This window comes from Rubripirellula reticaptiva, assembly GCF_007860175.1.
GTDB classification, from domain to species: Bacteria; Planctomycetota; Planctomycetia; order Pirellulales; family Pirellulaceae; genus Rubripirellula; species Rubripirellula reticaptiva.
Genome location: NZ_SJPX01000001.1, coordinates 257,041 through 278,169, shown reverse-complemented (window position 1 = coordinate 278,169; position 21,129 = coordinate 257,041). Strand labels below are relative to the sequence as shown.

Below are 21,129 nucleotides of genomic sequence, written 5' to 3'. Positions count from 1 at the left end.
TGAGTTTCGCAACACGAACGATCCGTCAAGGTTTTAGGATTTCGTCGGCTACTTGAGCTGCCAAGCGATTGACACTGCCGTCGCCGTCGGGATGCAGGCGATTGCTCAGCAAGACAAAAACGATTTGCTGTGCCGGGTCGATCCATAAAACGGTTCCGGTAAACCCGCCATGACCAAACGCGGCATCGGAAAACGATTCCGCTCGGTTGGACGAATAGGCGGTGCGCATGTCCCATCCCAGTCCGCGAATGCCTTTGGGGACTGCGGTAGGTTTCGTCATCTCTGCCATGGTTGCGGTGCGCAGGATGGCGGGATGATCCGGGAAGGAAAATTTTAAGAATGATTGCCCGAAACGGATCAGGTCTCCGGCGGTTGAGAATAGTCCAGCATGCCCGGCGACACCGCCCATCCGAAATGCTCGCGGGTCATGAACTTCACCGACCATCCATTGCCCGTCTCGCTGCTCTGTTGCCGCCGCTTGGGCTGCTTCCTGCTTGCCGAGTTGTTGCGATGGGTTGTATCGGGTCCGCGTCATTTTCAGAGGTGCGAAGATGTTCTGCAGAGCGAATTGATCCAGTGGCATGTCGCTGACTTCTTCCACCAACTTCCCTAGTACCTGGAATCCGACATCCGAGTATCGAAAGGTCTGACCTGGTGGCATCGTTGGCCGTAGCTGAGCGATGTTGGCCCAGTTGGCGGACTGATCGTCGCTGTAGTCCGACAGCGAGTTGTCGGCAATCAAGCCGCTCCGGTGTAATAGCAGGTCACGGACCGTGATCGTGTCTTTGCCGTGGATCGCAAATGGTGGCCAGTAAGTCGCCGCTGGTTCATCGAGTTGCACACGGTCTTGGTCCGCCAAGATCATAATCGACGTAGCGGTTGCAATCGGTTTGGTCAGTGACGCTAGGTCAAACAACGTGTCCATCGTCATTGGGCGTGGCTCGGGTTCAGTCTGGGCGTCGCCTAGAGCAACCTGGTAGATCATTTCGGAACCGAGTGTCATCGAGACGACTACGCCAGCGGTCTGGCCCGACCGAATCGCTTCCTCTAGCAATTTGGTCGCGGATGCTGAATCGGCCCAGGCGGCGGACGATGCGCACGACAAAATTGCCACTAGAAGGAATCTGCTAAACAATCTTCTAAACAATGGGTTTCCATCCTTGTTCGTATTCGCGGCCCCACAATGCGGTGGCGGCTTGATTGTCTATCGGCTTGCCATTCTTCGGATTGATATTCAGCAGTCCACCGGTGCGGTAGGCCATGTTGCCCAGGTGTGTCAGCAAAGTGCTGTCGTGCGCGACTTGGATATCGGTATTGGGCGTGCCACCATTGCGGATGCACTGGACAAACTGATCCAAGTGGGCCGTGTCCCCACCCGCGTCGGTGACCGTTTCGATCTCTTTGTTGTGATCATCGTACAGTGTGTAGCCTTGTCCGAAGACGACCAGAGTCCCTTCAGAACCATGAAAGCTGACACCAACCGACGTGTCGTGAGCTCCCATCGGCGACCAACTGAGTCCTTCCCAAGTGATGGTTTTCGATTCGGGGAAGTCGTAGGTGACCATCATCGTGTCGGGAGTTTGCTGGTCGTCTTGGTAGCGGTATTTCCCGCCACCGGCGGTGACGCGATTTGGATACGTCACCTGCATCCCCCACCGAGCGAGGTCCAGCACGTGGATGCCGTTGTTCCCCAGTTCACCGTTGCCCCAGTGCCAATGCCAGTGCCAGTTGTAGTGAACGATGTTGTCGACGTACGGGCGACGCGGGGCTGGTCCTTGCCATAGGTCCCAGTCAAGTGTTTGCGGAGCGGGCACCTGATTTCCCACCCCGACCGATGTGCGGCGATTGTTGTACCAAGTTCGTGCGTAGGAAACTTTGCCGATTCGTCCAGAGTGAACCAAGTTCATTGCTGCGATGACGGCGGGCCAACTGCGTCGCTGTGATCCCATCATGACGACGCGGTCGTGCTTGCGAGCCGCTTGGACTGCCAAGACACCTTCCTCGGGCGTTTGGCTGCATGGCTTTTCGACGTAAACGTGTTTGCCGGCGGCGCAGCCGAGAATGGTCGCCGGCGCGTGCCAGTGGTTGGGCGTGGCAACGACGATGGCATCAATGTCGGGGCGATCCAGGACGTGACGTAGATCTACGTAAGTCGTCGGTTTGCCTCCGCTCGGTTGATTGATCAACGCAGCTGTCCGCTGCAGGACATCGGAATCGACATCACAAACCGCAACGACTTCGGCGTTCGGATTGGCGTTGAAACCTTTGATTAACGCGGTGCCACGGTTATTGGCTCCGATGACTGCTAGCCGAACTTTTTGGCCGTCCAGCTTGCCTTGGTCGTCGGTCACGGGGTCCGGGGCGGATTCTGGGGATTGGGCCGAGGATGTGCCAGCAAGCATCGACGCGGTGATCGCCGCGCCGGCTTGAAGGAACAGTCGCCGCTGTTGCGAAGCAGCCGTATGCATTTGTTTCTACCCATTGAGAACAGAAGTCGATTACTGCCATCCGATGTGGCAACAGGTCGATCCGCAAAATTCAGTTTGCGATTCAATCCGTTGAACGCTTTATGTTAACTGATGTGGCGAACCGATTTGATGCGTCTGCGATCGCCTGCCAATCGGAATCGCCGGATCGGCTGCTGACCAATTCAACTGATTGAACTTTCGTGGTTGCCGCCAGGACGGCTTGTGGTATCTCAATCACCCGGCTGACATTGAGCAGCGAGATCGCGTCACGATTGGTCGTTGGCAAATCCACCAGGCTCAATTTTGCGACGTTGGGCTTCGCAAGAATGGGCGACTGAAGACTCGCGTACAGTAACCAAGCGGCAGCGGTACTGCGGCCAGTCGCGGTAACGGGGAGTCCACTGAGTTCTGGGACGTCGCCCATGGCTCCGAGACATCGGCGGATGTCCCAAATTCTCATGCCATCGGCCGTTTGCCCAAGCAGCATGAATCGTCGCAGCAGATGGTCCGCTGATCGGTCGTCGCCCGTCCACCGCGTTGATCCGACCCCGCGTGGCGCAAAGAGCAGCACCGCGGCGTCAGGATTGCTTTCGACGAGCTCGGATAACGTCGGCGTCGATCCGGTATGGCCCGCCTGGGAGTTGGCCTTTGAATCTACCGGCGGTGCAGTCGAAGCGAGCGTTTTTAAGTCGTTCTCGATCGCGGTCCAGTCTTCAGCGTGCAGCACGACCAGATGCACCGACTTGGGTTTCTCAACCGCGTCACGCGGGCGCAAAACGTAGAATGGTAAGCGATACGGTCGTTGGCTATCGAAATCGTAAACCTGACACTGGACCGAATCATTGCGCAGCGTTTCAGAGTGGGCCGTATTCAAGGGTATTGGTTGCGAGGCATCTGGCCAACCCGCGAATGTTTTTGTGTTCAGATCATTGACCCATTGTTCCGTTCGTTTTAACAGTGCTTCGTCCGTGGACGGTAGTTCGCCTGCGTCAACTTTGGGGACGAACGATTCCTGAATCGTCGTCACAGTTTGATCAGCGGGAAGTTCATCAAACACCTTCAATTCTTCGGGCGTCAAAGTCTTCTCCGCTGGAAACTGAATCAACGAGTCATCGTCTTTTAACCAGCGGTTGAACCACCGGAATGCGTGAACGCGAAGTTCCTGGGTATCGCGGTGCGGGCCTTCGGTGATCTGCAGTCCGAGCTTGTCGTCCTGGCCGTACAGGCGATAGACGTCACGAACTTGTTGATGGATCGCAAGAACACCGTCGAGCGGGAAGATCGTGTCTTTATCACTGTTGGCAATTAACAGTGGACGCGGTGCCGCCATCGCGGCGACCATCGAATAGTCCCACCGGTAAGTGTTGATCATGTACATGCAGTCGCAGTGTCCTTCCACGCACCCATCGACCACATGGTTTCGAAGCGTCGTGATACCGGCAACCGGCACGGCGACTTTGACGCGATCATCGATCCCGGTCACCCACCAAGAATACGCGCCTCCGCCGGAGCGACCGGTCACACCGAAGCGGTCGGAATCAACCTCGGGCCGAGTCTCTAAATAGTCCAAAGCCCGCACGCACGTCCACGCTTCGACTCCCGCCGGCGTGTAGCCTCGATTGTTCCACCACCACTGTTTCAACCTGTACGTTCCGTGGTGATCGCCTAGGAACTCGCCCCACTGAATCGTGTCAATGATCAAGCACGCGTAGCCGTTACGAGCGAACCAAACGCCGTGATGGTGGTAGGCGGTCTTGTTGCCGTAGCTAAGTTTGCCAGCGGCTTGCTTGGCGTGGCCACAGCCGTACAAGATTGTCGGTAACCGCGTTTCGACTTTGGCGGGAAGGTAGAAGTTGGCGGCGACGTAGAGCCCGGGTGAAGGTTGGAAGTGCAGTCGCTCGACCCGGTAGTCGCCGTGCAGCATGGAACCGACAACTTCGGCTTGCAAGGAAGTGCGAGGTGGCATGGGATCGAGCCCCAGCATGTCGCGTAGTTGCCGTTGCAGTTCAGGCCGGCCGTCCTTCCACTGCTGCAGTGTGGTGTCCGGGGGCAGCACCTGCTTTGACAGTTGTTCGGTTTGAATCTCAAAGTACTCACGAACCAGACGATCGCCTGCAAGCGTTTCACTGCCGGTTTGGTCGTCTGCCATCGAGGTCAGATTCCAGACGGCAATGAAGACGAGTCCCAACAGACTGGGGGCAATCAGTTTTCTCGATGACATGGATACCTTAACCTTTAATTTTCGTCGAATCCGAATTCTCGCATCCAATCGGCAACATCGGATTCGGATGGTGGTGCCGGTTTGATGCGATTGGGTGTTGTTGGTTGGGTCGGCGCCGGATCGACGGCCAAGCGAACATTTCCGTCAAGCAAGTCGTCGAGCCAAAGTTGCGAATCGAAGGATCGGCAACGTTTGCGTTTCGCGGCTGTCTGGACCCGAGCGTCTGACGAGACAACTGCCAATGTCTTTGGTGTCGGGTGAGCTGCGATCAGTTCTTCCAATAAGTCGTCTGCCTCGGGATACTCGATGGCGAAGACCACGTCGATATCGTTGATCGTGAATCGGTGCGGTCGATCGCGGGGTGGGTTGGCGGCATCGAAAACGACGCAGGTCCGACGCCGCGTTTCGCTATCAAGGTGCTCGGCCAATCGGTTGATCAGCAGCATCCGTTCTTGATGAAGCCAGTTTGCACCTGGGTTTCGTGGTGGGGCGGTCGGAGCCAGGACGTTGTAGCCATCAATCAGCAACCACAACGCGGGCGACACGATTTGTGCGGTCCGGGTTGGTGTGGTCCGATCCTTGGCCATTGTGAAACGCTTGATGGTTTGTGTCGTAGGGATTGGCGGCAAGGGAATTGCCGGTTCACTCGAGGGCCATCCTACACCACATCCCTAGACCACGGCGCGGCGAAAGGCTGCGACAACACGGTCGGCGATGACTCGGTTGGCAAATCGTGCGTGCATCGCATCGCCGATCGCGCGGATGGTCGGTTCGTCGACACTCAGGGACCAGTCGAGTGCTTTTTCAAAGTCGTCGACGTCCGTCAAATTGAACTCCCCTGCCCTGCCCTGGTCCGCGACGACTTCCCCGACCGACGTGTCACGGACATAGCAAGTTGGCGTGCCGACGTAATAGGCTTCCAAAGCCGGCAGTCCGAATCCTTCGATCTCGCTAGGCAGCAAGAGCGCGCGAGCCTTGCCAATCGAGGCTTGCAGATCGGCGGTTGCTTGCGGCTTGTGGCGAATCACGCCACGAAGAGTTTCAAAAAGTTCTTCGCCAGCTTGGTCGAGGTTGCCGATCAGTTCGAGCTTGGGAAGGTCGCGTCCGCGTGATTGCAATGTTTGCCAGAACGTCAGCAAACGGTTGGTGCCTTTGTGAGGCGCCGGTGACGCGAGGTGAGTGACACAGTCGTCTTTTTCGTGACGGATATGGCGAATCGATTCCCATGAACTGCCCTCGTAGGTGACTTCCATTTGCGGTTGAGGAATGTCGTAGCGGTCGCAGAACTGTTTCAATTGAGACGCAGCATGCTGGGAAATCGTCAGCACGTACGAAAGTTCTTTTAAGCTGCGCCGGGTGACACCGATCCAGTACTTGAACGCGCGCGGGCTGCGAGTTTCGGGATAGTGATCGGCATAGTGTTGTACGATCGTGTCGTGCATCGTGCCGACCGATGGTTGATGCGGATGCGAGTACTGCGACACGTAGCCCTTGGGGTAATACCAAAGGTCCACCGCGGGGCGTGCGAGCCAGGGGTGGATTGCGTCGGCCAGAACTCGTCCGATTCGTCCGTCGGTTCGAAACGGAATCGACTTGGTTTGAACTGCCGCATCGGAATGTCGATACGAACTGCGACTGATCACTTGAGTCATCTGCAGATCACGGCGCAAGGCAAACTCTTCCATCAGCGTTCGCGTCATCGACGTGATGCCTTGACTGCGGTCACGGTGCGGATTTTGATCGGCCGTGTAGATGGCCACTCGAAGCGGCTTAGACGTGCCCGGTAGATCCGGGTGATTGTTCGCAATGGTCGATGAGTTCATCGTGCCCTCGCATTGGATTGCATGGCCATTCGGATGGCGTTGACAAGTTGATCCGCCGATGCTTCGGGCGTTCTCGCGGCTCCGGTGAGTCGAGCCGTCTCGGGCATGCGTTGATAGTCCTCGTCGGGCATCGCCAGAATGCGATCAATCGCTTGGGCAAGCGATGATGGTTCTTCGGGATCGTAAACCATGCCTTCGCAGCCGTCGGTGATCAGCGTCGTGACGGCTTGGCTGTACAGGCTGCCGATGACGGGCAAGCCGGACTGTAGCGATTCGTCGACGACCAATCCCCATTCATCAGCCAGAGTTGGGAACAGCATCAAGTCGTTGTCGCGGTACTGGTCTGCGATCGCTTCGGGGCCACAGTGACCGTGCAAGAGCATCGTCAAGTTCGCCGGCAACGATGTCGCCTTCATCGATTCCATCAACGGACCATTGCCAACGACGTTCCAAACGATCGATACGTCGGGATGGGCGGTTGCCCATTGGGACAATTGCTGAAGCGCCTGAGTGACGCCCTTTCGCTCGCTCAATTGTCCAACGGTAAGCATTTTCAACGACGAACGGTCAGACTTCTGCGTGATCGGACCGCGGTAAGCTTTGTTGGGATCGGCCGCATAATTCCACGACGACATGCGATTGGGATCGGCGCCGAACGACAGCAATAATCGTTGGCAGCTTGGACCGTTGTGGGTCACCCACTGGGCGCGGCGGAGCAACCGTCGTCGCAGCCAGCCTCGCAGTCGTCCACGACCGCTTTCGCTTCGTTCCGACGCGTACACCGAGGTGATATGGACACACTTGCGATGCAGGCTCTTGTAGAGCGATGACCAAGCCGTTCGAGCACCGAGTTCTAGTGAAACGATCGCATCAGGTTTGAGCCGACGAAGTTGGCCGAGCGTATCGGTTGGGATATGAACGTAGTTGACTTCGACGTATCCGCCCGGATGCTTAGGATGGCGGGTGATGGTCCACGTCTTTTGAACGCGAACGTCTAAGTCGCCCCACTCCGTCTGCCAGTCGCGGTTGGATTCCATCGCGACCGACGACAGGATCGTGAACTTGCCGACTCGAGCAGCGATTTGTTGGCAAACCGCGATCAGGTTAGGCGCAACAAAGTTGACCAGAAACACGACGTGAGCGTCTTCGACGGCGGTTGATGGGGCGGGTTTCATGTTGAATTATTCGTGACGCTGAACATCTGAATACACGATGCTAGTCAACCAGATCAGACAAACAACCTGGCCCGCCAAGGCTGCCATGGCGACGGCGAGAGTTCCATAGGTACTAAATAGTGCCCAAGTGGACACTATCATGACCGCGATTGCCAGAAACCGAGCTCGGATCGGCGCCAGTGGTCGCCCTCGCCCCTTCAGATAGCTGTCCAGGCCCTGCAGCACGCCCTTGATTGCCGATGCCGGGGCCAGCCACATGGCAAACTTAATCGCCGGTTCGAAGTCTTCGCCGTAAAATAGCCGCACCATTGGCCCGATCAACAACATGAAAGCGATCGTGCTGATGGTTTGAATGGCCAGCGATGATCCCAAAATTCGGTGGATGTCACGGGTTTTCAGACGGCCTTCCTTGCTGGCACCGGCGTTGAAGAGGAACAGGCCCAGCGTATTGGGGATCACCGTCAACGGGTAAACCGCCGGCACCATCGCGGCATAGAAGCCTTGCTGGATCAGCGGTGCGAGCCATAAAACAAGCAGCAGATCGAGTCGCTCGAACAGGTCCGTCACCAGCATCGAGTACCCGTAGGGCCGACTTTCGCGGGTCAACACTGGCACGCTCGGTTCGCTTGCCCCCGTGAATGGGCGTGGCACGCCGGCTAAGCACGCGATCATCGAAATCACCGACGCAGCGACGAACAACCAAGCGGCTGTCATCACATCGATCGGCATCATCAAGGCCGTGATCAGCAACAGCATCGGGAACGAGGCCGCGGCGATCAGCCGGCGGATGTTGTACTTGCCAAACTCGCCACGGCCACGGTCGACTGCCGTCATGATCAGCATCGCGTGTTGGCCCAGGATGCTGAGCGAACACAGGATCGCGACAGGAATCAGAAACCGTTTGTCGGCTGGCAATGCGACTAGGTTCAATCCCACGGCAATCAGCGATGTGACGGTGCCGGTCGTGATGCCCAGCCAAAGTGCGGCTCGGCGAAGTTTGAAAGGGTCGCCAATTTGTCCCTCGCTGGCCTGTTTGTCTTCGGCCGCACGGCGACAGATCACTTCCAGCCCGCCAAACAGTCCTACGTACAACAGCATCTGGACGTAAAGTACCGCTGCGGCATATTCGCCGCGGCCGACCGGGCCCAGCAACCGGGCCAGCAGGATGCCTTGGCCGAGCTGGAGACCGACGATGGCGAATGCGAATCCGACGGTCGAAATGAACTGCAGTGCTTTGCGTTTCTTGCCGCTGGCGGATTTAGCCGACTCTGCCGCCGACTCGCCCGCTGGGGCGGCATCGCCCGTGGGCGTATCCGCGCTCGCGCCGTCCGATGCAGTCGCCTGCGGAGGCGTCGAATCGGGATGGTTGGCAGAAGTGGTCATGAGGGGCGAGTATAGTCGCGCCCTAAAAGTCTTCTAAACCCGGCATCCAAAAATCGGCAACTTCGTCAGTCGATTGTCTGGATCACGCGTACATCCGGTTTAGCGGAAAAATGATAGGCCTTCCAAGCGACCAGCCCAACGATGGCTGCGGCGAGAATCCAAGCCGCAGTTAACTTGATCGCGTCGGGTTCGTAGGGAAGGGTGAACCGAGCGGCCAAGTTCCAGTTTCGTTTCGTTCTGGGCTGCGGCCTATCGGGCCGCGACGGCTTGGGCTGCGACGACTTGGGCTGCGATGACTTGGGCTGCGTGGTCGCACCACTGTTGAACGAAGCGGCAAGCGAGGATGCGTCAACATCGTTATACGGTGCAATATCGTCGCTACTGTCTTCGACCATCGTGTCATCAAATTGGGTGTCGTCAAATTGGCGGTCTCGCAGGTTCTCTGCTGCAATCGCCTCGGCATTCTCGGTCCGAATTCGGTCGTACCGTGCTTCACGATCTTGATTGTCTTCGGTTTCAAGGAATCCGGCGATGTCAAATGATTCCCAAGCCGCTCCATTGACGATCGACGGAGAATTCGGCTGAGATTCGGGTGGGGCGATGGAGGTCATGCGGTCGCTGGGTTGAGCGGTGAGTTTGGTCGGAAGTGCCTCGATGCGAGGAGGCTTGATTTGTGCTGTGGTTAGCTTCGCAGCGGTAATGCGATTGTTGATCGCTGGTCTGGGGGGCCGTTGAGCAGTCAGGCCCACGCGAAATTCAATTTTGCCGCATCGGACCCGATCGCCCTCAAAAAGCAAACGCCACGTTTTCGGTTCGATTTTCTCATCGTTCACCCGGGTACCGCTGGTGCTGTTCAGATCCATCAATTGCACTGATTTATCTTGGCATTGGAGCAAGCAGTGTCGTCGGCTGACTGACCGTGTCTTGGGGCGGATCTGACAATCTGCATGTCGGCCGATCATATAAAAACCCGTCATCAACGGAGCCTCTAAACCAGCCAAGCTGCCCGTTTGGAGGATCAGTCGTGCGCAAGCCGTTTCGAGTACTGCCGAGCGAATCAAGGATTTTTCCTTTGGTGTGCTAGGGTTGCTGCAGAATGATGACGGAACCGTCTTTTCCACCTTCGGTCACTTTGATTTTGGGCACTGCCTGAGGCAATGGACGTGACATGGAAATGAACCCGAGTCCGATCACCGCAACCAGCGCGATCATCGCAAACGCTAGTCCGACGCCTAGCAATACTTGCTGGTTGTTCGAGGCACTGCCGTTTGAAGTTGGTGAATTTCGTTCGCCCGCCACTGACTTGGGTTTGATGGGACCGGCATTTGCTATTGCGACGGGTTTGCTCATCACAACGCTGGCCATATCGACCGGCGGCAGATCGCCAAAATCAAATACGGATTCATCAGCAACGATTTCGACCTCGCCATCGGACGAAAGCGAGCTGTCGTCGATGGTGGCTTGATAAGTCATTTCATCGATGGCCGTGTCGCTGGCCGGCGCCACATGGCGAAGCGGATGATTATTCGAATCTGTTCCAAGTCCGCCGAATCGCTTCAACTGCGAGATCAACTCGACTGCCGACTTGGGGCGGTCCTCGGGGCGTTTCGCCATCATCCGCATCAACAGTTCGGCGACTCCGGCGGGGCAATCGGGGCGCCGCTGCCGAACGTCAGGGACGGCGGCGGTTTGATGCTTGGCCAATCGCTGTGCGACCGTCGTACCATCAAAGGGGGCACGTCCGGTCAATAAGAAATAGAGCGAACACCCTAGCGAATAAATGTCAGCTCGTGCGTCGACCGATTGACTGTTGATGGCTTGTTCAGGTGCAACAAAATCAGCGGTGCCCATCAGCCGTCGGCTCTCGTCTTCGCCGTCGGTCCAGCCAATGCGAGCTAGTCCTAGATCGCTGACTTTTAAAACACCGTCGGTCCGCAACATCAAGTTGGACGGTTTGATGTCGCGGTGAATGATGCCTCGCTCGTGCGCGTGAGCCAGGCCGGCAGCCGCTTGCGTTAGTGCGTCCATTGCTTCGGCGACCGACATCTTTCCATCTCGCGCGACGGCTTGGTGCAGGTCGATGCCATCGACGTACTCCATCACGATGTAAAGCTTGCCGCTGGCTTGTGAAAAATCGTAAGCACGAACAATGTTGGGATGGTCAAGCTGCGCGCAAGCTTTCGCTTCGTCTTGAAAACGTTTGATGCGTCGCGCGTCTCCAGACGCTTCGGGGGGCAAAATCTTCAGCGCCATCAACCGCTTCATCACGTGGTGTTCGCCCAGATACACGACGCCCATGCCTCCGCGACCGAGTGGACGCAGCAGACGGTAGCTGCCCAAGTAAAAGCCTTTGCTTTTGCCCGACAAAAGTTTGGTCGCTTGCCATTGGGTTAGGATCCCGGCACCGACTAAGCCGCCGGCCAGTCGTTCGGGCGAGAACACTAGACTCTCAGCCATCAGTGACACGACGACCTTTTTCAGGTCGCTAACTTCGACCAAGCCAGCCGCCAACGAACGTTTCACGAACGAACGAGTCGCCTCGTCCAAGACCGGTTGAGGTGGGACTGGTTGAGTCGTCGTAGCGCTGTTGATCGAGGTTCCCGTTTGCATTTCCAATCTTCATTGATAGAAGTCCAGCGACATGTCATCGGACCGTCGCATAGCATACGCATCCATCGCCACTGGATTCCGTGAATATTGAATGAACACTTTGTAAGTGGTTCTTCACATTGGCGAGGTTGTCCATTGAGCCGATAGAACGGACCTGAATTCGCCATAAGCGACCGCGAGAAGCTCAAGAAATTTTGTCGTTGAGTGGCGAGTTTTCTCTGTCGGGATGCAGCAGACAATTGCCGGTGCAACGATTGTGAAGAAACCGTGTGAATTTCTCGACCATGAAATTCGACGGCTGTGTATCGTCGAACGAGCGTTACAGGTCGTTGTCGGTTGGGTAGTCGACTCGGATCATGAACAGTCCGTGTGCCGGTGCGGTTTGTGCGGCTTGTCGGCGGTCCTTGGCTGCGATGACTTGGTCGATCCAGCTTGGGGCGTGTTGGCCTAGGCCGACCGAGACTAATGATCCGACGATGTTGCGGACCATGTTGTAGAGAAATCCATCGGCTTCGACTTCGATGGCGATGTGAGCGCGCTGGTCCGTGGTGGTGGGCTGGATGATGATGTCACAGGCGCGGACGTCTCGAGTGGTGGTTTTGCGAACAGAACCGGCACCTTGGAAGCTCGCGAAATCGGCTTTACCAACAATCCTCGCAGCCGCGTCGCGCATCGCGTCCAGGTCAAGTTGGGCGTGGTGGTGCCAGCGGTATCGGTGGTCAAATGCATCTCGCATACCGCCGATCTGCAGTTGGTATCGGTAGCGTTTGCCGATAGCGTCGCGGATCGGGTGAAAGTCATCGGGGGCTTCGACCGCATCGAGCACCGAAACCGTATCGGGTAGGCGGACGTTGATGGCTCGGATCAATGTCTTGGCCGGGTGACGCCAGTTCGGGATTCGAACGCAAGCGACTTGGGCCAGCGCGTGAACGCCGGCGTCGGTGCGCCCACTGCCCATGACGATGGCGTCTTGGCCGGTCACTTTCCTGACCGCGCGCTGCATGGCGCCTTGGATCGTGCGTTTGTTGGTATTGGTTTGAACCTGCCAACCCGCGAAATCGGTACCGTCATAGGCGACGGTTAGTTTGAAGGTACCGGGCACAAGTCAAATCGTATGGGTGGTGGTTCGCCGATGGCGGAAGTCGGCAAGACATTCGGCGATGGCTGTCCGGAGAACGTCGAAAGTCTTGAAGGCTTTCGCTACGAACTCTTCTCGATCTTTGAGCTGCGATGCAACTAAGCGTTAGCCGCGTTTCGAACCAGCAGTTCGGCGATTTGGATGGCGTTGGTGGCAGCACCTTTCCGCAGGTTGTCGCTGACGCACCAGAATGCGATCCCGTTGGGGCCGCTGATGTCGTGACGAATACGCCCAACGAACACGTCGTCTTTGCCATCACAATCACGAGGCATCGGATACTGTTTGGCCGCCAAGTCGTCGACCACGGTGATGCCTTCGGCGCCGCGGAACAACTCGGTGGCTTCCATGGCCGTTAGCGGCCGCTCAGTTTCGACAAGGATCGACTCGCTATGTCCGATCATCACGGGAACACGCACGCAAGTCGGGCAGACTTGGATACTGTCGTCACCAAGAATTTTGCGAGTCTCGTACACCATCTTCATTTCTTCGCTGGTGTAGCCATCTTGCTTTTCGGATCCGATCTGCGGGATTAGGTTGAAAGCGATCGGGTGCGCAAACGTTTTCGGCGGATGAGTCTGTCCGGCAAGCGAACGACGAACGCTGTCGCGGAGTTCTTCGTTGCCCGCAATGCCCGCGCCGCTAGTTGCCTGATAGGTGCTGACGACGACGCGTTTGACGACGGCGGCTTTGTGCAGGGGTGCCAGCGCGACGACCATTTGTGTGGTGCTGCAGTTGGGGCTGGCGATGATGCCCGAGTGGTGTTTGACCGCTTCGGGATTGACTTCCGGAACGACAAGGGGGACCGACGGATCCATTCGCCAATACGCACTTTCGTCGACCACGACTGCGCCCGCATCAACAGCCCACTGAGCGAACTCGGCGGATACTTCGTCTGGCGTGCTAGCGATTACCAGGTCAACGCCTTTGAATGCACTGGGTTCTAGCAACTCGACTTTGATCGTTTCGTCGCCGACGCGGATCTCAGTGCCGACTGACCGCTGAGAAGCCAGCAATTTTAGTCGCTTGTAGGGAAACTGTCGTTGGACGAGTTGATCAAGGACGATTCGTCCGACGGCGCCAGTCGCGCCGACCAAAGCAATGGTTTCGTACACAGTGGAGAAATAAGTATTGGGTGATAGGTACTAGATATTTGAAACAAGGTTTGCAGGCGAGCAGCCTGCACTGCGATATCGTTTGCAATGGTGGTTGCGACAGTCGTTGTTTGCTTACTTCATTTCTTTGATGGCGTCGGGCAAGCTCGGGTCGACAAGACCGTAGCCACCGCGGCCACCGAGCACTCGCGACTCGATGTCGCTGAGGACATCTTCGGCGACAGCTTCGTGGAAGTTGACAATCTTTTCGTCACTAAGCGGTCGATAGCTGCGGAACAATCGAAAGCCGACGCCTCGCGCTGGGTCACTTGTGAACCACCATGGGCTGCGGGGAAAGTTGGGGTCGTCTGTTTTCCACTCTTCGTCATCGCTGACCAATCGAGCTGCGCTGCGAAGATTTTCGGGATCACCTTCCCAGCTGCCGCCACGCACGACGACACCCGATGCGGTTTCGCCCCACTTCACCACGTCGGTGGCATTGATGGGTTCTTTGGCTTTGTATTCGTCGTAATTTTCAGTGTGCGCGTTGGCGGTCAACTCGGCGACGTTGCCGTGCATGTCGTACAAGCCGAAGGCGTTTGGTTTCTTGGTTCCAACGGGCAATTGGCCCTCGTCAGCGTTGTCGTAGTACCAGGCATATTCGTCGATGTCGTCGGCGCTATCACCCCAGCTAAATGCAGTCGTTGATCCAGCACGTGCGGCGTATTCCCATTCGGCTTCGGTCGGCAAACGGTATTGTGACCCGGTGACGCGGGTCAGCCACTTGGTGAACTGCTGTGCCGCGTACTGGGTCATCGTGACAGCGGCCTGTTCGGGTTCTTCGCCGTATTCGAATGTATAGCTGGGCTCGTACAGTTCGGTGGGTGCGGTAATCGCGTCGATCTTGTTGGATTCGTCGACAATTCGTTTTCCGGACGACTCGAATTCTTTAAAAATGGCGTATAAACGCATGAATTCTTTGTATTGACCCCAAGTCGTTTCGGTTTTGGCAACCCACATCGGGTCAACCACGACTTGGACTTGCGGGCCTTCGTCGTCACCGCGATCGGCTTCGCTGTCGGGGCTGCCCATCAGAAACTTGCCGCCGGGGACGGGGACCATGTCGATCGTCACGTCGGTGCCTGGGATCTTGGTCGTGTACGGAACCATATAGCCGCTGTCGACTTTGACCGATGGGCCTTCGCTGGGCTCGGTCGCAGAGATCCCAAGCTGGGCTGAATCAGTCGCAGCGGGTTTGGCAGGTGCTTCGGCGTTAGCCCCGACGATGGTCACGGCCGTTGCGGCGAAAGCCACGGCAAAGCGGTGACAAAGAAACGATGAAAGCAGGTCAAGCGGACGCATGTCGCAGTACTCGGTCGAAAGGTTAAACAAGTTGATCTAGCTGGGGGTGGGCAGATTTGCGACTCAAAACGGCGATTTGGTCGCGTTTCAGATGGCGTTGCTAAGTATACGCCGGGATGGAATCGCTTTCGACGCCTGTACGAGGCGTCTGGCTGGCTCGTCGCGACATTTCGATCGCCGGATAAAGCAGAACCACGAACCACCAAATCGTTGACGGTGATGCGAAAGTGTCCAGCACCGTGTCTTCAAAAATGCCGGAAACAAGCACATACGTTGAAATGGAACGGACGATCGGCAGCGGACTCGGGACGCCGTAAAACAAGTTCCAGCCCAGCAGGATCAGAATCAGTAGCCCGGCGATCAGCCCACCAGAAAAGCAAACGTGCAGCAACAGGTTGTGGGTGTGCAGTGAGAAGTCGGCCATCAATTTAGGCGTGCTGTTGAGTCCCCAGCCCGTCAATGGTCGCTCGCGGATCAAACGGATCGCTTCGCCCCAGATTTCGGTTCGGCCGGTTGCCGAGGTCAGCTCGTCGATCTCGCCAGTTTTTGTCACCATTGAGGTGACCGAGTCACCGCGGATCATCTTCTCGCTCAGCAATTCAACGCCGATAAACCCTATCGAGAGTACCAAGACGGCGGAAAGCGAAATCAGGATCCCGGCACGGCTGAAAAGACGGTCGATCATCAAGACCGCTGCTGCCATGAAACCAGCCGCAAATCCACTGCGGCTGTACGCGGCTGCCATCGTTAGCAATGAAATTCCAATGATCGCGAGCAAAACCAGTCGAGACCATCCGGAAACGGCCTGCCGTGCCTTCGAAGCAAGTTGGCCCGATGCCGTATTGGCGTTGTGTTCGCCTAGTCCTCGCAGCATTGCCAGTGACAGCAGGCTGGATAAGACGCCCGTTCTTGCGATGGCATTCGGGTGGCCAAGGCCGCCCATTCGATTGACAAAAGTTTGGTTTCCAAGTTCCTCTTCGAACACGCCTACCGCGGGCCAGAACAAGTACATGCCCCAGTTGACGATTAGGTTTGTCACCATTCCGATCAGGCATGCGATCATCAAACGGCGAAGACCCAAGATCGAAATTGCGGTCGGAACAAAGCACAGATAGGCAACATTGATTATCGCCGCTGCGCGAGAAATCGTCGCCGTCTCCTCGTACGCAACCACCGAAGTCGCTAAGAAAACCGCGGCTAAGGCGACAAGAAAGATGCCAGGCAGTGTCATTAAACTGCGGCGGACAGAGCGGTCGAAGATGACACCAGCGACTCCAACAATTCCGCAAATTCCAGCAATCGCAAGCTTGACCATGACGGGCCAATCGACGCTTAAGTGGTCATCGTCTGCATCAAAATAGGCGTTGATGTCGACCGTGTTGAAAAAAGCCGCTATGGCGACCATCAGGAAGCAGGCTGCGGGAAGTCCCGCGACCGCGGCAATCCGTGAAGTACCGCTGATGGTTCGGTCGTTGGCCAAGGGGTGCGAGCTCGATGAGTTCAGAAGGGGCGCCGGAGCATCCATTAAATGTCGCCGAAAATTTACGAGATTCGTAAAACGCAGGACGATTCGATTTTTTGTCCTGCGGCACCCATGTTAATCGGTGAATTGACCGACGCTGCCCCCGTTTCCAGCTGAGAGGATTCCAGAGGTCCAGAATCCCTGTATCTAAAGATGTCAGTTTCTAAAGGCGGAATCCTAGGGAGCAAACGATTCCGGTCGGACGCCCAGAACCACCTTGATGTCCTTGGGTTGGCCGCTGCGTTGAATCTGCAATTCGATCTGCTCACCCGATGCGGCCTGGCCGATCAACTGCATCAGGTGGTTTTTGTCCCGAGCCATCGCGTTATCAACGGACAAAATGATGTCACCAGCCAATAAGCCGGCTCGACCGGCTGGTGAATCGAGTGTCGGGATCTGGGTTACCTGTGCTCCACGCATGCGAGCGTTGTCACCGACAAGTTCGTCATCGGGTACTTCGGCCAAGATGACGCCAAGAAATCCTCGCTCGACTTTGCCATGCGCTCGCAAACGTTCGTAGACCTGTTTGACGACATTGCTGGGGATCGAAAAACTGACGCCCTGATAGGTGTCACCGACGATGGCCGTGTTGATTCCGACAAGCGTCCCTCGCGCATCAACCAACGGGCCGCCACTGTTGCCCGGATTGACCGCCACGTCGCTTTGCATGAAGTCTTGGTACTGAGTACTGGCGCGGACCATGCGGTGCTTGCCGCTAAGGATTCCAAAGGTCACCGTTCGGTCCAATCCGAACGGACTGCCTACGGCCCAGACCGGCGATCCCACGTTGCAGCGATCGCTGTTTCCCCACGGAATCGGGATCAGCCCGTCGCAGTTGACTTTCAAAAGTGCCAAGTCGGTTAGCGCGTCGGTGCCTAAGACAACCGCTGATACTCGCCGCCCATCGCTGAGGGTAACGCGGATGTCCTCGCCGTCGGCGATCACATGGCGATTGGTCAGTAAGTAGCCTTCTGCATCGACGACGACACCACTGCCTTGGTCCGATGCCGGCGCGGCGCGGTTGGATAACAACGCCGTGATGCTGGCTTCGTTGATCGGTTCGCGGCGCTGCACGTCAATATGGACAACGCTCGGGCCAACGGCCGAATTGACCATTTGGTAGGCGTCGCTCAGTGTGTCAAGCGAAACGTTGCGAAGTCCCTCCGTTCCTGTTTCGTGTTCTGCTCGCATCTCGCCGCGACGCCACGCGTACCGAGTCTCTTCGACGATCTGAGGCACGATGAACCGAGCGGCCAGCAGAATGATGGACATCGTGGCAAGCAGGATCAGACTTTGCGTTAGCGGATCTGGGCGACGTAACCGACGCTTGGTGGTCGTTTTCTTGCGAGATCCTTGAGTCGAAGAATCGACTCTCAATGTTTCGACGGTTCGCGGCGGCGGTGGTGGGATCAGTCGCTGGCTGTTGACGCTATCGAAACGTTGCAGCGTGATTGCATAGGTTGCCGGCGCTTCGGTTTGGATGGCCGACTTGTCGCGACTGGACGTTGAGGTCAACGCAGGCATTGCTGCGGTTGAGTTTTCGGCAATTGGCTGAGTTGCCGATCCTTTGGGGGGGGCAATGTTCGGCTTGGGCCGCGGATCCTGAATCGGGCTCTCGCTAGACGCTTGTTTCGGCATGTCGGTATCGATCGGCGTTGGATCCTCGAGCATGATCTTTGGCGACTCTGTCGGGTAGTGACCGGGAAACGTCGAGCAGGCGACCGATCCATTGTAGCGCAGCGCCAACTGAAAGGGTTAGGATTTTTCGACTCATTTGGGGCGTCGTTGGGGTTCTGTCCCGTCACAATCGCCCCGCCCTGCCCCGATTTTCGTTTTTACCGAGGCTTGATGCCGATGATTGGGGCCAACCAAGCGACTATCTTATCGGGTGCCCGTCGACACAACCTGCGTCGATTGGCGTACGATCCATTGCTAGCTTCCCACTCTAATTCCACTCGACGCTGATAGCCTGCTGCCATGTCTGACTCTGCCCGCGATTCGATTTACGAAGCGATTGCGTCGATTCGACTAATCGATCCTCACACACACATCAATCCTCATGCAGCGGGATCAACGACGCTCGCGGATTTGTTGGGATATCACTATTACACGGAACTGGCCCATTCGGCTGGTATGCCCAAAGACCAGATCGAAGAGTCGGGTATTGGGCCGCGTGAATTGGTTCGCCGATTGGTCGAAAATCTGTTGCCTCTCGAGAACACTGCCCAGTATCGCTGGTTGGTCGAAATCTGTCGGATGTTCTTTGGCTTTGACGGCGATCGTATTGATGCGTCGAATTGGGAATCGCTTTACGACAGCGCCGAGTCCCAGATGGCATCCGCCGAGTGGCCGCAAATCGTGCTGGACCAAAGTAACGTCGAAGCTGTCTTCTTGACGAATGATTTCGATGACGATTTGGCCGGATTCGACACAGACACTTACATCCCGTGCCTGCGAACCGACGACTTGGTCTTTCACTTGTCCAAGCCCGAAGTCCGCGCGCGGTTGGCCGCTTGCACGGGAATCGAATTGGATGGATCGCTAGCATCGCTGCGAGCATCACTGCGTCAACGCTTTCAACACTTTGTCAGTCGTGGTGCACGAGCCTGCGCGATTTCGCTGCCCCCAACTTTCTCGCCCGCACCGGTCGGTGATGGCCGGGCAACGTCGGCGCTCGACGCGGTTTTACGCCGAGGCGTGTTAGCGGATGATTCCCACAAGCAAGCACTTTCTCGCCGCGTCTTCTGGACGATCACTGAGCTCTGCGATGAATTTGGTTTGCCATTCGATTTAATGATCGGGGTGAACCGCGGGGTTTATGAGGGTGGCGTTTTTCAAGGTCAAGATTTATACGACAGTCGCGTGTCCTTGATCCAGTACCGCGAACTGTTCAATGCGTTTCCGAAAGTGAAGTTCCCGATTTCGGTATTGGCGAGTGTCACGAATCAAGAACTGGTCAGTTATGCGTGGATCTTCCCGAACGTGATCACCAATGGGCATTGGTGGTACAGCAATACTCCGTCCTTCATTGCCCGTGATGCCGCCGCAAGACTTGAGGCGGTCCCGCAAACCAAACAAATCGGTTACTACAGCGACGCTTACAAGCTTGAATTTGTGTGGCCGAAGTTTGATATGTACCGACATGTGTTGTCGGACATTTTGGCGGATCACTTTGTTGGCAAATGTCGATGGAGCGAAGAGCGGGCGATCGAGCTAGGCCGCCGAGTTCTGCGTGGCAACGTCGACGACATTTTCCCACGTCCGTCCGGTGTGGTGGAAACTGACGATGATCTGAGTCGAGTCGATCCGTTAGCGGACACTTGGGCAGAAGAAGGTTCAGGACCGGATTTGATCGGCGCGATGAATTCTGAGGAGGTTTCGTCCAGTTGGGACGCGACAACCGCCGGAGCCACGGCCGCAGGAATGGCAGGCGGGATCGCTGCGACAGCGGGGGCGCTCGGCCGCGATGATGAAGCCGATGCCGACGATTTGGTCATCGAAGAGGTGTCGGGTGACGAACTGACCAGCGGAGAATTTAATAACGAATCAGACGCGTTCGATTCGAATTTAATCGAATCCGGTGTTGAAGAAATGTCTGATTCGGATACGGTCTCGATGAGTGATGACACCGTTTCGTTTGAGGACGCAACCGATGTGTCCGACGTCAATGTCGATGAACTTGATGCTGAATTTGACGATCAATTAAGCGAACCGGCGGCCAGTGACAGCGATAATGACGTCGTCAAGTTCGAAACGGTTTCGGTCACCGATGACACGGTTCGGATCGAGGTCTCGCAAGACGAGCTTGGGCTGGATCCTTCGCCAAACGACGATGAAATCAAGTCCACCGAATTGGCTGATGTTGAATTGACGGATCGGTCCGTGGAAAGAGCTCAAGCCCTCGATGTCGATTCGATTTCGGATCAGCTTGATTCGGAACCACTCGATCTCGAGGCTATGCTTGGTGATGAAGCTAGTGATTCTGGTGATGGAACCCCCAGAATCCATATGATGCGCGGCGAAGAATCGTTCGAGACGGACGAAGATTCTTTGCAGTTGACGCCCGATCCTGTGACAGGCGAGTTGACGTTTCAAATCGACAACGGTGGCGGCGATGATCTAGTGCTTGCACCGGAGATCGGCGATTCCGACAACCACCAAGACAATGATCGTGCTGACGAGTCGGACGCTGGGGAAGACCTCGATGCCACGTTGGAAATCGGCGACGAAGAGGGCCAAGTCGATTTTGGAAACCTCTTCGACGACGATGATGCCGAAGAAGGTGACAGCGATGGTGAACCAAGAACCGCGAAAGAGTAAACGCAGTAGCCTTGGA

The 21,129-nt window shown here is 56.6% G+C and carries 15 protein-coding genes and 1 pseudogene; 1 reads left to right on the top strand and 15 read right to left on the bottom strand.

Annotation, left to right across the window (positions count from 1 at the left end; genetic code table 11):
• Positions 1–25: 25 nt before the first annotated feature.
• From Poly59_RS00995 to Poly59_RS00930, 15 genes and pseudogenes are all read right to left on the bottom strand, one after another.
• Positions 26–1,114: a serine hydrolase domain-containing protein gene (locus Poly59_RS00995; RefSeq protein ID WP_186775953.1), complete on the bottom strand. Its 1,089-nt coding sequence runs from the start codon at positions 1,112–1,114 to the stop codon at positions 26–28.
• A 25-nt stretch (positions 1,115–1,139) separates the two neighbouring features.
• A complete protein-coding gene (locus Poly59_RS00990) occupies positions 1,140–2,468 on the bottom strand; it encodes a Gfo/Idh/MocA family protein (protein WP_146532222.1) in 1,329 nt (442 codons plus the stop codon).
• A gap of 82 nt (positions 2,469–2,550) precedes the next feature.
• Positions 2,551–4,689: an alpha/beta hydrolase family protein gene (locus Poly59_RS00985; protein ID WP_146532221.1), complete on the bottom strand. Its 2,139-nt coding sequence runs from the start codon at positions 4,687–4,689 to the stop codon at positions 2,551–2,553.
• Positions 4,690–4,703: 14 nt separating this feature from the next.
• Positions 4,704–5,276: an NYN domain-containing protein gene (locus Poly59_RS00980; RefSeq protein WP_146532220.1), complete on the bottom strand. Its 573-nt coding sequence runs from the start codon at positions 5,274–5,276 to the stop codon at positions 4,704–4,706.
• An 84-nt stretch (positions 5,277–5,360) separates the two neighbouring features.
• Positions 5,361–6,512, bottom strand: coding sequence for a glycosyltransferase (locus tag Poly59_RS00975; protein ID WP_146532219.1), 1,152 nt, complete (start codon positions 6,510–6,512; stop codon positions 5,361–5,363).
• The gene (locus Poly59_RS00970) at positions 6,509–7,687 is read right to left on the bottom strand and encodes a glycosyltransferase family 4 protein (protein ID WP_146532218.1); all 1,179 of its coding nucleotides are present in this window, start codon (positions 7,685–7,687) and stop codon (positions 6,509–6,511) included. Before Poly59_RS00970 ends, Poly59_RS00975 begins: the two co-directional genes overlap by 4 nt.
• A 6-nt stretch (positions 7,688–7,693) precedes the next feature.
• Positions 7,694–9,070, bottom strand: a complete 1,377-nt coding sequence (locus tag Poly59_RS00965) for a lipopolysaccharide biosynthesis protein (RefSeq protein WP_146532217.1) — start codon at positions 9,068–9,070, stop codon at positions 7,694–7,696.
• Positions 9,071–9,135: 65 nt separating this feature from the next.
• The gene (locus tag Poly59_RS30040) at positions 9,136–9,681 is read right to left on the bottom strand and encodes a hypothetical protein (RefSeq protein WP_246151286.1); all 546 of its coding nucleotides are present in this window, start codon (positions 9,679–9,681) and stop codon (positions 9,136–9,138) included.
• 147 nt (positions 9,682–9,828) lie between these two features.
• A pseudogene (locus Poly59_RS30570) lies at positions 9,829–10,191 on the bottom strand (FHA domain-containing protein); the annotation flags it as partial.
• Positions 10,151–11,680 carry a serine/threonine-protein kinase gene (locus Poly59_RS00955; protein WP_246151285.1) on the bottom strand — a complete coding sequence of 510 codons (1,530 nt, stop codon included), beginning with the start codon at positions 11,678–11,680 and terminating at the stop codon, positions 10,151–10,153. The pseudogene Poly59_RS30570 and the gene Poly59_RS00955, both read right to left, overlap by 41 nt.
• A 319-nt stretch (positions 11,681–11,999) precedes the next feature.
• Positions 12,000–12,782 carry a tRNA pseudouridine(38-40) synthase TruA gene (gene truA, locus Poly59_RS00950; RefSeq protein ID WP_146532215.1) on the bottom strand — a complete coding sequence of 261 codons (783 nt, stop codon included), beginning with the start codon at positions 12,780–12,782 and terminating at the stop codon, positions 12,000–12,002.
• 134 nt (positions 12,783–12,916) lie between these two features.
• Positions 12,917–13,930 carry an aspartate-semialdehyde dehydrogenase gene (locus tag Poly59_RS00945; protein WP_146532214.1) on the bottom strand — a complete coding sequence of 338 codons (1,014 nt, stop codon included), beginning with the start codon at positions 13,928–13,930 and terminating at the stop codon, positions 12,917–12,919.
• A 114-nt stretch (positions 13,931–14,044) separates the two neighbouring features.
• Positions 14,045–15,271: a formylglycine-generating enzyme family protein gene (locus Poly59_RS00940; RefSeq protein WP_146532213.1), complete on the bottom strand. Its 1,227-nt coding sequence runs from the start codon at positions 15,269–15,271 to the stop codon at positions 14,045–14,047.
• A 100-nt stretch (positions 15,272–15,371) separates the two neighbouring features.
• Positions 15,372–16,751: an O-antigen ligase family protein gene (locus Poly59_RS00935; RefSeq protein ID WP_186775952.1), complete on the bottom strand. Its 1,380-nt coding sequence runs from the start codon at positions 16,749–16,751 to the stop codon at positions 15,372–15,374.
• 219 nt (positions 16,752–16,970) lie between these two features.
• Positions 16,971–18,464 (bottom strand): S1C family serine protease, encoded by a 1,494-nt coding sequence (locus Poly59_RS00930; protein WP_146532211.1) that lies wholly within the window; start codon positions 18,462–18,464, stop codon positions 16,971–16,973.
• A gap of 306 nt (positions 18,465–18,770) precedes the next feature.
• On the opposite strand from Poly59_RS00930, the gene Poly59_RS00925 reads away from it, so the two are divergent.
• A complete protein-coding gene (locus Poly59_RS00925; protein WP_146532210.1) occupies positions 18,771–21,113 on the top strand; it encodes a glucuronate isomerase in 2,343 nt (780 codons plus the stop codon).
• Positions 21,114–21,129: the final 16 nt, after the last annotated feature.